At 66.7% G+C, this 12,949-nt stretch carries 13 protein-coding genes; 10 read left to right on the top strand and 3 right to left on the bottom strand.

What is annotated here, in order from left to right:
* Positions 1–90 precede the first annotated feature (90 nt).
* The gene (locus ACFXKN_RS32920) at positions 91–1,536 is read right to left on the bottom strand and encodes a metallopeptidase (RefSeq protein ID WP_378954166.1); all 1,446 of its coding nucleotides are present in this window, start codon (positions 1,534–1,536) and stop codon (positions 91–93) included.
* Positions 1,537–1,643: 107 nt separating this feature from the next.
* On the opposite strand from ACFXKN_RS32920, the gene ACFXKN_RS32915 reads away from it, so the two are divergent.
* From ACFXKN_RS32915 to ACFXKN_RS32890, 6 genes are all read left to right on the top strand, one after another.
* A complete protein-coding gene (locus tag ACFXKN_RS32915) occupies positions 1,644–4,160 on the top strand; it encodes an ATP-binding cassette domain-containing protein (protein ID WP_378954171.1) in 2,517 nt (838 codons plus the stop codon).
* 70 nt (positions 4,161–4,230) lie between these two features.
* Entirely contained in the window at positions 4,231–5,583 is a 1,353-nt protein-coding gene (locus ACFXKN_RS32910) for a hypothetical protein (protein ID WP_378954176.1), read from the top strand.
* A gap of 225 nt (positions 5,584–5,808) precedes the next feature.
* Positions 5,809–6,252, top strand: coding sequence for a 50S ribosomal protein L13 (gene rplM / locus ACFXKN_RS32905; protein WP_194825954.1), 444 nt, complete (start codon positions 5,809–5,811; stop codon positions 6,250–6,252).
* Positions 6,249–6,773 carry a 30S ribosomal protein S9 gene (gene rpsI / locus ACFXKN_RS32900; RefSeq protein ID WP_379434724.1) on the top strand — a complete coding sequence of 175 codons (525 nt, stop codon included), beginning with the start codon at positions 6,249–6,251 and terminating at the stop codon, positions 6,771–6,773. Before rplM ends, rpsI begins: the two co-directional genes overlap by 4 nt.
* Before the next feature lie 167 nt (positions 6,774–6,940).
* Positions 6,941–8,278, top strand: a complete 1,338-nt coding sequence (gene glmM / locus ACFXKN_RS32895; RefSeq protein WP_379434722.1) for a phosphoglucosamine mutase — start codon at positions 6,941–6,943, stop codon at positions 8,276–8,278.
* A gap of 132 nt (positions 8,279–8,410) precedes the next feature.
* Complete coding sequence (locus ACFXKN_RS32890; protein ID WP_379434720.1) at positions 8,411–8,773, top strand: hypothetical protein; 363 nt, start codon at positions 8,411–8,413, stop codon at positions 8,771–8,773.
* Here the strand turns inward: ACFXKN_RS32890 and ACFXKN_RS32885 are convergent.
* Positions 8,770–9,195: a hypothetical protein gene (locus ACFXKN_RS32885; protein WP_379434718.1), complete on the bottom strand. Its 426-nt coding sequence runs from the start codon at positions 9,193–9,195 to the stop codon at positions 8,770–8,772. The two genes, ACFXKN_RS32890 and ACFXKN_RS32885, sit on opposite strands and share 4 nt — an antisense overlap.
* A gap of 4 nt (positions 9,196–9,199) precedes the next feature.
* Complete coding sequence (locus ACFXKN_RS32880) at positions 9,200–10,840, bottom strand: ABC-F family ATP-binding cassette domain-containing protein (RefSeq protein ID WP_379434716.1); 1,641 nt, start codon at positions 10,838–10,840, stop codon at positions 9,200–9,202.
* Positions 10,841–10,983: 143 nt separating this feature from the next.
* Here ACFXKN_RS32880 and ACFXKN_RS32875 point away from each other — a divergent pair, with 143 nt between their 5' ends.
* From ACFXKN_RS32875 to ACFXKN_RS32860, 4 genes are all read left to right on the top strand, one after another.
* Entirely contained in the window at positions 10,984–11,175 is a 192-nt protein-coding gene (locus ACFXKN_RS32875) for a PspC domain-containing protein (RefSeq protein ID WP_378954202.1), read from the top strand.
* 91 nt (positions 11,176–11,266) lie between these two features.
* Complete coding sequence (locus ACFXKN_RS32870) at positions 11,267–11,575, top strand: DUF6802 family protein (RefSeq protein WP_378954206.1); 309 nt, start codon at positions 11,267–11,269, stop codon at positions 11,573–11,575.
* Positions 11,576–11,705: 130 nt separating this feature from the next.
* A complete protein-coding gene (locus ACFXKN_RS32865; RefSeq protein WP_379434713.1) occupies positions 11,706–12,020 on the top strand; it encodes a hypothetical protein in 315 nt (104 codons plus the stop codon).
* Positions 12,021–12,065: 45 nt separating this feature from the next.
* A partial coding sequence (locus ACFXKN_RS32860; RefSeq protein ID WP_379434711.1) for a hypothetical protein occupies positions 12,066–12,949 on the top strand: 884 nt, incomplete at its 3' end.

Below are 12,949 nucleotides of genomic sequence, written 5' to 3'. Positions count from 1 at the left end.
GCCGTTGCGTCCGCGGCGCAGCCGCCAGCAACGGTGGCTAACTCGCGGCCCCCAGGGGGCCGCGCTCGAGCGCGCCAGCGCTCCAATAACTCAGCTATACCGTGACAGGCAGGTGGTTTCGCCGTTGAGGACGCCCGCGCGGAAGGCGTCGACGCGGGAGAATCCGCTTGGCACCGTTTTGCCTTCGGTGTCGCTGGCGGCCAGTCCGTCGGTGAGCAGGCCCGAGACCGCTTCGTCGAGGTCGCCCGCGGACAGCTGGATGTCGCCCTGGCTCACCGGGCGGCCTGGCAGGGCGAGTCTCCCGGTGACGACCCCGGACAGGCAGGCCGCGCGCAGACCGGTCTTCGCGCCGGTCAGCTGCTGGCCGTGGCTGCGCTGCACGGCCAGCGTATAGCGGGAGATGAACACGACGTAGCCGTTGTAGTCGCCGCTGACCTTCACCGGCAGCGGGCCGTCGTCGTCGGTGTCGGTGGCGCCGCGGTCGGCAAGGCCCGCGACGTCGGTGGCGATGGTGTTCTTGGCGGGGCAGTAGGTGACCGGGTCGGTGATCGTGCCGTCCTCGCAGTCGATGCGCGAGCCCGCGTAGTCGTAGGTCGGTGCCTCTTCCACCGGCAGGATCGCCTGCAGCGCCTTGCTCAGCTCGACCAGGTTTTCCTTGGAGACGGGGTATTCGCCGCGACCGCTGTCGCCGGAGAAACTCTGCGGGAGGTTGCCGCGGCGCGAGTCGATCTCGTCCTCGTCGATGCCCTTGCAGCCGCGCGGTCCGTCGGTGAACCCGATCTGCACGGCGGTGACCCGTTCGAAGGCCGAGCCGTGCACGCTCTCCGGGTCGTCGGGATCGGAGTCGCGAATCGAAACAGTCGCGGCCAGTACGGAATTCAGGCCGTCGGAGGTGTTGATCGTGAAGTGCTTCGACTTGTCTTCGGCGACGTGTCGCATGAACGCGCCCGCGAAGCAGTCGGCCTGCTGTTCCTTCACCAGGACCGGCGTCTTCTTGGTGACCATCTTGGCCATGGTCTGGATGGCGTGGCCGTATTCGTGGGCGAGCACCATCACCACCGACATCGGGCCGAAGGTCTCGCTCATGGTGGGCAGCAGCATCTCGCGGTCCCAGCCGATGGAGTTGTCGCTGCGGCAGTAGGCGGCATTGACCAGGTGATAGGTGGTTTCGGAGCAGAATTCGATCGCCTGGCTGCGGGCAGCGCGCGCGTTCCAGGAGATCAGCTTCTCGACCGGGTCGAACGTCTCACCGGGAAACTCGGTGCCGAAGCCGGCCTGCCAGTAGGCCTGGATGTCGTCGATCGCGTTGAGCGCCAACTGGTCCACGTCGCCGTCGTCACCATTTTCCGCGGTGAGGGTCGAATCGGCGATGCCGGTTCGCGGGCCGTTCGGCCCACCGGTGGTTGGCAATCCCGCCACCTGGAACGGGTCGTCGTAGACGGAGACTCCGTGCCCGTCGACCGCCCGTGTGCAGCCGACACCCATCAGCGCGCATAGCACGACAGAAATCGCAATGAACACTTGGGCTTTCGGCATCAGTCCCCCTGGTCGGCCGGATACACGTGCAGGTCGATCGCCGGATCGGGCTCCAAGCCGTCTCGGGGGCACCGCCGATGTCCGGGCGATGGCATAGTATCCGCTCCATGTCTTCACCGGGGGCGCAGACCATCACCGTGCGCCATGATGGAACCGAACGAGTCTTCGAAGCGAGTCAGCAGATCACCATGGGCCGCGCGCCCGAGGTCACCCTGTTCGTGGACAGCCCGCTGGTCTCGCGTGTGCACGCCACTCTACGATTCAGCAACGGCGCCTGGGTACTCGCCGACAACGGCAGTACGAACGGCGTCTTCGTCGACGCGCGCAGGCTGAACCAGCCCGTATCGATCGACCGGCCCACCCAGGTACGCCTGGGTGACGCCATTACCGGCCCGCTGCTACACCTGGTCCCCGCGGCGCCTGGGGCGCGCCACGCGGCGACCATGGTCGCGCCGCCTTCGCAGCCGCAGCAGCCCCACCAGCCACAGTCACGTCCGCAGCAGCAGCGACCCGGTTTTCAGCCGCCTTCGCGCCCGCAACCACCGCAACCGCAATACGTGCCGACCTCGCAGCTGCCCGCGCAGCCGCAGGACAACATCAACATGACCCGCCGCGCCGATTCGTCGATGCTGCCGCCGGTCCGCAAGGCCGCCTCGACCGAACCGGTCGCGCGGGGTGACCGCATTCCGCCCGGTGGCCTGAGCATCGGCCGCACCTCCGACAACCAGATCGTGGTGAACGATCCGCTGGCCTCGCGCGCGCACGCGAAGCTGCTTTCCTCGCCAGAGGGCCTGGTGATCGAGGACCTCGGGTCGGCCAACGGCACCTTCGTCAACGGTCACCGCCAGCAGCGCTCGGTGCTGCGCGAGCGCGACATCGTCACCATCGGCAATATCGACTTCGTCGTCACCCAGGGCGCGCTGGCGCATCGGCAGAAGCCGGTCGCTGAGCAGGGTCTGTCGGTGCACGGGGTCGGGTTCACGGTCGAGAACAACAAGCAACTGCTCGTCGATGTGAACATGACGGCGGGTCGTGGGACGCTGACCGCGCTGATCGGACCGTCGGGCGCGGGCAAGTCGACGCTGTCGAAGCTGATCGCGGGCAATACCCAGCCCTCCGGCGGTGTGGTGACCTTCGAGGGCCGCAACCTGCACGCCGAGTACGAGGCGCTGCGTTCGCGCATCGGCATGGTGCCGCAGGACGACGTGCTGCACCGTCAGCTCACCGTTCGCCAGGCACTCGGCTTCGCCGCCGAGCTGCGGTTGCCGCCGGATACCACCAAGGCCGACCGGCAGCAGGTGATCGACGGTGTGCTGCAAGAACTTTCGCTCACCCAGCATGCCGACACCAGGGTCGACCGGCTCTCCGGTGGTCAGCGTAAGCGCGCGTCGGTGGCGATGGAGCTGCTCACCGGTCCGTCGCTGCTGATCCTCGACGAGCCGACCTCGGGCCTCGACCCGGCGCTGGATCGACAGGTCATGCAGATGCTGCGCGAGCTGGCCGACGCCGGCCGCGTGGTGATCGTGGTGACGCACTCGGTCGCCTGCCTCGATATGTGTGACCAGGTAGTGCTGCTGGCGCCCGGTGGTAAGACGGCGTTCGCCGGACATCCGGGTGGGGTCGGTGCGGCGATGGGGACCAGCGACTGGGCGGAGATCTTCGCCGAGGTCGCGGCCAACCCCGACCAGGCCTTCGCGAAGTATCGATCCAGGCAGGCGCATGTGCCGCCACCACCGCCCGCGCAACCGAACCGCGGCAATGTGGGTGCGCCGCCGCAGTCGAACGGGATGCGTCAGTTCTCGACGCTGATGCGCAGACAGCTGCGGCTGATCTTCGCCGACCGCGGATACCTGGCGTTCCTGGTGGTGCTGCCGTTCATCCTCGGCGCGTTGTCGCTGGTGGTGCCGGGTAGTGACGGGTTCACCGAGGCGCCTTTGATGCAGATGCCCGATGGTTCGTTCGGGCGGGCCAGCGGCGGTGAGGCACAGCAGCTGCTGGTGGTGCTCATCCTCGGCGCGTGCTTCATGGGTGCCACGCTCACGGTGCGTGACCTGGTCGGCGAACGGTCGATCTTCCTGCGGGAGCGCGCCGTCGGCCTGCTGCCATCGGCGTACCTGATGGCCAAGATCGTCGTGTTCAGCGTGACCGCGTTCCTGCAGTCGGCGGTGCTGATCGGCATCACGTTCATCGGCAAGAAGGCGCCGGGCCAGGGTTCGCTGATCCCGAGCGGCAGCGTCGAGCTGTATTTCGACATCGCGATGACGGCCGTGTGCTGTGTGGTGTTCGGCCTGCTGATGTCGAGCCTGGCCAAGTCCAACGAGCAGGTCATGCCGATGCTCGTGGTGATGATCATGGTGCAGCTGGTGATGGCAGGCGGCCTGATCCCGGTCACCGACCGGGTCGGCCTCGAGCAGGTGTCGTACCTGTTCCCCTCGCGCTGGGGTTACGCGGCGGGTGCGTCGACGGTGAACTTGAAGGAGCTGGTCCTCGGCACCCAGGATGACTCACTATGGACCCACTCGATCGGGATCTGGATTCTCGACATCGTGATGCTCATCGTGATCACCTCGATCATCGCGCTGTTCACCTGGAGCCGCCTACGGCTGAAGAAGGCACAGGCATGATCGGCCAGGTCAAACCCATTTCGGTGGGCAAGATGCGCGTGTCTGTCGCCGACCGGGCACACTTGATCCTGTGACCGTTCGAGTTGGGGCCCTACATCTGGGGTGGGACGTGGTGTCCGTGGCCGCGGGTGGCGGTGCGAGCCCGGTCCGCCCGGTACAGGTCGAGGGCACCTACACCCCGCCCGCCTACCTGCTCGCCGATGCCGCGGGCAGGCTGCACACCGCCGGTGTCGACCGGCAGCGACCGGATCTGGGGATGGCGATCGCCGATGTGCGCGACATCCTCGGCCATCCGCAGATCGTGATCGCCGGCGCCACCTGGCCCGCCGAGCTCGTCTTCCGGGCCCGGCTCTACAACCCCCTGGCCGCGATCGGCAAGCATCTGCAGGGCAAGCCGCAGGTGGTCGCGTTGCCGTATCCGGACAGCTGGCCCGAGGACAAGGTCGACGTGTACGCGGCGCTCGTCGAGCAGCTCGACGTGATCGTCGAACCACTCCCGGAAAGCGTCGCGCTCTCGGGCTATGTGCGCGCGCTCGGCCTGGTGTCCCCGCCCAGCGAGCGGCATCGCGACGGCGTCGGCGCCACCGGGATCTACTCCGACGGCCGCTCGCTGCTGGTGGTCGCGGTGCACGGCGACGACGAACAGCCGACCGAATCGACGGAGGTCGCGGTCGGTGCCGAGGCGCTGCGCGATGCCCGCACGGCCGACAACGTGGTGATCGAGGCGATGGCCGCGGCCCGCTCGATCGGCGCCGACACCTCGACGGTGCTGCTGGCGGGCAATGTCTGCTTCAACGACGCCCTGCGCTTCGCCTTCCAGAACCACCTCGGCCAGCGTCTGCACGTGGCCGACCATCCGATGCACGCGCTCGTACTCGGTGCCGCGCATCTGCTCGTCACCGAGCCCGACCCCGACGAAGACGACGACGACTACCCGGAGCCGAACCATCCCGGCCAGGCGGTCGCCGCGCAGGTCGGCTGGGGTGCGCAACCCACGGCACCGCCCGCCGCGCAGCCGCCGGGCCCCGCTGGGTTCGTCGCCGGTCCGCCCGGTGCGCAGCCGCCGAGGCCCGCGGGTCCGACCGGTGGTGCGCCGCGGCACGCGCTCGATGATGACGACGATGACGACCGCCGCGGCAAACTGCTCGGCAAGGTGAAGAAGGGCTTCTTCGGCGCACCGGCCGTGGTCGGCGCGCTGGCGCTGGTGGCGTTCCAGCCGGATCCCGCCGTTGCCTCGGCCGCCGAAACGGTGAGCTGCGCGTTCACCCCGTACACGAACACGGTCCCGCGCGATGGCATCGCCACCGCGCGCGGCTTGGTCGTCGACGACGGCACCTGCGTCACCCCCGGCATCGACACTTTGCGCTACCTGATTCCCGGTCCCGCGCGTGCGACCGACCCGGGTCCGCCGGTAGTGATCTAGCGTCGCCGGTGGCGTTGCTTCGCCGATGGGGGTCGAGGCCGGCGGTCGGCATCGCCCGATTGTGGGTCGGTGATGCGTCGCTGGTATCGTTGCCGGTTGGCGTGTGGAACGTCGAACCGTTCGCGGATCGGCGTCACCTCGATGTCCTGGGTCTCCACCGGCCGCCAGGACAGCCTCGATCCACACATCAGGGCCGGCAACACCGACGACAGACAGGGAACGACTGTGCCTACGTACAGCCCCAAGGCGGGTGACGTCACCCGCAAGTGGTACGTCATCGACGCCACTGACGTAGTCCTCGGCCGTCTCGCCGTGCAGGCCGCTGGCCTGCTGCGCGGCAAGGGCAAGCCGACCTACGCACCCCACGTCGATGGTGGCGACTTCGTCATCATCATCAACGCGGAAAAGGTTGCCATCTCCGGCAACAAGAAGCAGGACAAGCTCATCCACCACCACAGCGGACACCCGGGCGGCCTCAAGTCGCGCACTGTCGGCGAGGTGTTGGCGACCCGTCCCGATCGTCTCGTGGAGAAGGCCGTCAAGGGCATGATCCCGAAGAACAAGCTGGGTAACGCGATCGCGGGCAAGCTGAAGGTCTACGCAGGCCCGAACCACCCCCACGCCGCGCAGCAGCCGGTTCCGTTCGAGATCAAGCAGGTGGCCCAGTGACCGCTCCTGAAGAGTTCGCAGCCGAAGAGTTCGACGCGACCGATGAGGTCGTCGTCGAGATCGTCGAAGACGGCGAAGCCTACGACGACGTCGAGTACGTCGAAGAAGAGCTGGCCTTCGAGCCGCTCGGCCTCGACCGCCCGGTGCAGACCGTCGGCCGTCGTAAGGAAGCCGTCGTTCGCGTTCGCATGGTGCCCGGTTCGGGCAACTTCGAGCTCAACGGCCGCACCATCGAGGATTACTTCCCGAACAAGGTGCACCAGCAGCTCGTGAAGTCCCCGCTGGTTCTGGTCGAGCGTGTCGAGAACTTCGACATCTACGCTCGCCTGGTCGGTGGCGGCCCGTCGGGTCAGGCAGGCGCCCTGCGTCTGGCTATCGCCCGCGCGCTGATCGTGGTCACCCCGGACGACCGTCCCGCCCTCAAGCGTGCCGGCTTCCTGACGCGTGACCCGCGTGCCACCGAGCGTAAGAAGTACGGTCTGAAGAAGGCCCGTAAGGCGCCTCAGTACTCGAAGCGCTGATTTACGCACTGTCGACTTTCGGCTTTCGCATACGCTAGGTATGCTCCCCGCGCGAGTGGGGATGAGCCGGGTCGGCGGAGCACAGATGCGAGAGCAGGCTTCCAGCACGGCTGGTCGCCTGCTCTCGTGCTGTATGCGGGGGACCTACTACCGGTATAGAGGTTTTTATGGGACGGCTGTTCGGCACAGACGGTGTTCGTGGACTCGCCAACGAGTCGCTGAGCCCGGAACTGGCGATGCGCGTCGCCGCCGCGGCAGCGCAGGTGCTCTCGCGCGGCAAGAAGCGCCCGGTCGCGGTGCTCGGTCGCGATCCCCGCGCCAGCGGCGAGATGCTCGAGGCCGCAGTGACCGCGGGCCTGACCTCCGTCGGCGTCGATGTCCTCTCCGTCGGTGTGCTGCCCACCCCGGCCGTGGCCTATCTCACCAGCCTGTACGACGCGTGCTTCGGCGTGATGATCTCCGCCTCGCACAACCCCATGCCCGACAACGGCATCAAGATCTTCGCGGCGGGCGGGCACAAGCTCGACGACGCCATCGAGGCGCGGATCGAAGCCCTGATCGCCGAAGGCGTCACCGTGCGCCCGACCGGCGCGGGCATCGGCCGGGTCCGTGGCGACTACACCGTCGAGGGCACCCACGAACGCTATGTCGAGCATCTGCTCGAATCCACCGGGCAGGACCTGTCCGCGCTGACCGTCGTTGTCGACTGCGCGCACGGTGCGGCCGCGGAGGTGGCCCCGCAGGTGTACCGGGAGGCGGGCGCGACGGTGATCGCGATCAACGCCGAACCCAATGGGCTCAACATCAATGATGGTTGCGGCTCGACGCATCTGGACAATGTGCGGCGCGCGGTTCTCGAACACGGCGCCGACCTCGGCATCGCACTCGACGGTGACGCCGATCGTTGCCTCGCGGTGGACGCGGCCGGCGAGGTCGTCGACGGTGACGCGATCATGGCCGTGCTCGCGCTGGCGATGCGCGACGCGGGCGAGCTGGTCGACAACACGCTGGTCGCGACCGTGATGAGCAACCTCGGCCTGCACATCGCGATGCGCGCCGCCGAGATCACCGTGATCACCGCCGCTGTCGGCGACCGGTACGTGCTCGAGGAACTGCGGCGCGGTGGGTTCAGTCTGGGTGGGGAACAGTCCGGGCATGTGGTGTTCCCGCGGTTCGGCACCACCGGTGACGGAGTGCTCACCGGCCTGCGGTTGATGGCTCGGATGGCGCAGACCAAGGCTTCGCTGGCCTCGCTCGCCTCGGTGATGAGCACGGTGCCGCAGGTGCTGATCAATGTCGCGGTGTCCGACAAGAGCGCGGTCGCTGTTGCCCCCGAGGTGCTCGAGGCCGTCGCGGAGGCGGAGCGGACCCTGGGCGAGACCGGGCGGGTTCTGTTGCGGCCCAGTGGGACCGAGCAGTTGGTGCGGGTGATGGTGGAGGCCACCGATCCGGCACAGGCGCGTCAGCTGGCCGATGATCTGGCGAAGCGGGTCGCCGCGGTCTAGTTGCCTGGCGGGTCGGGTCCGGGACAACTAGTATCGAGAGACGCCGTAAGGACCTGTGTGCCCGTGGCGCGTGTGTGCTGCTCGGCGCAGGCGGTTATTTTGGCGCGCAGCACGATTCGAAGGGGGCCGATCATGGTTCCGCCGCTGCCTGCCCGCAACTATCAAGATCAGTACCCGTACGAGTACGGCGAAGCCGACCAGCCGCACCGCTGTGGTGGGGCCTGTGGACGACCGGGCTGCCGCGAAGTGCCGCAGGGGTATTCGCACACCGTGCCGATCCGCGACGAAGGCTACGGCCAGTCCGCTTACGAGCCGGTCGCCGAGGCGCCACGCACACGCCCGTTCGCCGTGTCACGGGTGCCGCGCTCGCGTTCGTTCATCGCGGTGGTCGCCGTGCTCGGTGTCACCCTCGGTGCCGGACTGATCGGGGCCAAGCTCGGCTCCGATATCGCACTGTTCGGTGCGGCCGAACCTGGTGTGGTGCAGTCGCTCTAGAACTGTCCGGCGACGAAACCGCTGAACAGCACTCCGAAGCCACCGATCTCGCCCGCGATCAGCCCGTACATCGACAGCCGTAGTCCGGCGGGGATCTGCCCGTCGAACTGATTGGTGGTGTCCCGGCGCAGCCCGTGCAGGACGTAACTGGCGATCGCGCCGACGAAGAACGCGAGCACGACCAGGTCGGCGGTCAGGTTGACGATCGTCGGCCAGGCGCTGAGCTCGGTGAACACCGCGAGCAGGATTCCCGCGAAGGAGTACATCAGCGCGGCGCGGTGGGCGATGTCGACATAGACGTGTGCCGCGCCGGCGACCCGGATGCCGTGGTACTTCCAGACCCCGAGCAGCAGGGCGCTCAGGAAGATGAATCCGGTGATGAGCAGGGTGATCCGGGTGTCGATGCCTAATACGTAGTCCATGCGCCTATTCCTCGGTGAGTTGCCCACCGGACATGTGCCAACGACGGGTCGCCCGAACAGAATCCAGCATCCGGCGATCGTGCGTCACCAGAATCAAAGTGCCGGTGAAGGATTCGACCGCCTGCTCGAGCTGTTCGATGGCGGGCAGGTCGAGGTGGTTGGTCGGCTCGTCGAGGACGAGCAGGTTCACCCCGCGTGCCTGGAGCAGGGCCAGCGCCGCGCGGGTGCGCTCGCCGGGGGACAGGGTGTCGCAGGCGCGGGTCACGTGCGGTCCGCGCAGGCCGAACTTGGCCAGCAGCGTGCGGACGTCGGCGTCGGGCCAGTCGGGCATCGCCGCGGCGAAGGTGTCGGCCAGCGCGTCGTCACCACGGAACAGCCCGCGGGCCTGGTCGACCTCGCCGATCTCGACCCCGGAACCCAGTGCGGCGGAACCGGAATCGGGTGCGATCTTGCCGAGCAGTAGACCGAGCAGGGTCGACTTGCCCGAGCCGTTGGCGCCGGTGAGCACGATCCGGTCGGCCCAGTCGATCTGGGTGGTGATCGGGCCGAGAGTGAACTCGCCGCGGGCGAGGGTGGCGTTGTTGGCTGTCGCGACCACCGCGCCGCTGCGGGGCGCGGTCGCGATCTCCATCCGCAGTTCCCATTCCTTGCGCGGCTCGTCGACCACGTCGAGGCGTTCGATCCGGCGCTGGGTCTGGCGGGCCTTGGCGGCCTGTTTCTCGGTGGATTCCGCGCGGGTTTTGCGGCCCATCTTGTCGGAGTCGTTCTTGCCCTTGCGGCGGGCATTGCGCACGCCGTGCTCGAGCCAGTTGCGCTGCATCTGCGCGCGCGACTCCAAACCCGCTTTGGTGTCGGCGAATTCGTCGTAGGCCTCGCGGGCGTGCTTGCGGGCGATCTCGCGTTCGGCGAGGTAGGCGTCGTAGCCGCCGTCGTAGAAGCCTGTTTGCTGCTGAGCCAGATCGAGTTCGAGGACGCTGTTGACGGTGCGCGCCAAGAACTCTCGATCATGGCTGATCACCATGAGCGGCACCCGCACACCGGTGACGAACCGTTCCAGCCGGTCGAGGCCGTCGAGGTCGAGGTCGTTGGTCGGCTCGTCGAGCAGCAGAATGTCGAAGCGCGACAACAACACCGAGGCCAACCCCGCACGTGCCGCCTGCCCGCCGGACAGGCCCGTCATCGGGGTATCGAGTCCGCCGGCCAAGCCGTCGGTCAGCCCCAGGTCCGCGGCGACCTCTTCGGCGCGCTGATCCAGATCCGCGCCGCCCAAGGCCAGCCAATGTTCCAGCGCGGGCGAGTAATCGTCGTCGCCGCCATCGCCGAGACGTTCCGCCGCCGCATCCATCACCTGCTGGGCGTGGGCGACTCCGGTGCGGCGCGAAAGGAATTCGAGCACCGTCTCGCCCTCGATGCGCTCCGGTTCCTGCGTCAGATAGCCGACGGTCGCATCGGGCGGGCTCAGCGCGATGCTGCCCTCGCCCGGCTCGCGCTCGGCCAGCATCCGCAGCAGCGTCGACTTGCCCGCACCGTTCACCCCGACCAGCCCGATCACATCGCCGGGGGCGAGAGTGAAATCGAGGTCGGCGAACAGGGTCCGTTCGGCGTGTCCCGCGGACAGGCCGCTGGCGTGCAATGTCGTGCTCACCTCGACAATTGTGCCCGTCTCGGGGTCAGACCCTGAGGTCGGGGCCTGTCGAAATCAGGGTGCGGATGGGTCTGTGGACCGATGCGGGTGGGGGTGCTCCGCGGGCACAGTGGAGACATCACCGCTCCACAGGAAGGCACACCATGACCGCCCCCGCCCGCCGCCTCACCCGTTCGACCAGCAACAAGTGGATCGCAGGCGTCTGCGGTGGCCTCGCCGAACGCTACGGCTGGAACCCCAACATCGTCCGCCTGGTCTTCGTCGTCTCCTGCCTGCTGCCCGGCCCCCAGTTCCTGATCTACCTGGCGATGTGGATCCTCATCCCCAACAAGTAGCCCCGAACCCCGCGGCACCCGCTCGCGGATGACAAGATGGTGCCAACCCCACCACGTCGTCATCCGCGAGCTTTCCGTTGGAGGAGCAGTCATGGTCACCTCGGGTGAGTTCCCCGGCCTCGGCCTACCCGACATCGACGCCCACTCATCCCTGGGCGGCCTCGGCCCCGTCGAACTGAACAACCCATCCCTCGACCTCGACCACGACGGCGTCGTCGACTCCCTCTCCACCGGCGACACCGACTCGACCAGCATCTGGTCCGACTATGACCACGACGGTCTGGCCGACCACGTCACCGTCGTCGAGGAAGACGGCGACTATGCCGCCTGGGAGTACCACCGCCATCCCGACGGCACGTCGGAGTGGCGGCGGACCGATCAGGGGAACCTGGAGAAGTAGCGCACGAGGGTGCCGCTGTGATCGAATCCGAGCACAGCGGCACTTGTCGTGTGATCGTGGAACCGATCCCGGTCGTGGCGCGTCTAAGGGAGTAGTGCGCCTGCCGGCGCGTGACCAGAAGGAGGGGGAAGTGGGCGATTCAGTGACGGTCGATCCGACGGCTCTACGTAAGGCGGGGTCGAACTTGAAGGCGTCGGCGGCTGACATCGGGACGTGCTCTGCCGATGTCAAAGGCTGGACCTTCACCGCCGCGCAAGCCGGTCGCGACTACGGTGCCGAGGGGGCCAAGGTCGGGGGCGTGATCGGCAAGGTCGAGACCTGGTTGAAGAACTGGCAGACCGCGGTCGATAAGACGGGCGCGCAATTCGGTACAAGTGCGGATACTTATGCGACGGTCGACGATGCCAATGTTAAGAAGATAACTGCTGCTGGGGTGAACCTTTGATGCGCATAATGGCGTCGGATTCTGTCGTGCTCGAAGGGGGTATTCGTGGCTGACTCTCCGACGTGGCCGAATATCCCCACAAGTGGTAGCGCAGACGAGATTCTCGATCTCGGGGCCGAGGGCTTGCAGTATTTCGTCGAGTATCTACCGCGTTACGATGATGCGCTCGACGTAACGAGGTCAACGGCGGGCCGAGCGGAACTCGTGAACGCTGACTTGAATACATTGATCTATGCGAAATACGACACTGAACGTGGTATGGACATCGCGGCAATCGACCGGATGTCTGCGGCTTTATCCAAGGTAATGGCTAAATTGCCAGGTGAGATCGACGAACAGCGGCGGCAACTCTCGGCGTTGCCGTCGATATGGCAGGGGCAAGCAGGTGACTCCGCGTCCAATATGCTGAATGCGCAGATTATCCGTGCCGAACAAGATCGCATCGAAGCCGCGACGATATCTCTGGAACTCAGCAACGTTTCGACTGCGCTGCGCACTGCAGTGCGGCACAAAGCGGTTACAGTCCAGAGCTTTTGGTCTCCCAATACGCCTGACATACCGCAGCAGAACAGCAGTGGGATGAGCCGCGCTGCGATCGATACTTATATTCGAGAGGTAGCGTATGACCGTAATACTACCTCTGATGTGAGTAAAAAGGCTAAGCAGTGGTTGGTCGATATATTCATACCTCACGTCCATGCAACTTATGACAAATTCGTTCAGCTTTGTAAAGAAGTCGACACTGAGATTCGTCGGGTATACGGCGTGCTTGTCGAGGCCCTGAACGGACTCGATACCGCCGCGTATCCCATGCCGCAGGATTCCAGCAAGCCACAAACACCCGTGACGACACAGCAGCCCCAGACACAAGACACGTCGACTGGCGGCACACCATCGACAACAGAGGACCCGTCGACCCAGCCGGCGAC

This window comes from Nocardia sp. NPDC059195 (genome assembly GCF_042754695.1).
GTDB lineage: Bacteria > Actinomycetota > Actinomycetes > Mycobacteriales > Mycobacteriaceae > Nocardia.
This window is presented reverse-complemented; position numbering and strand designations above follow the sequence as displayed.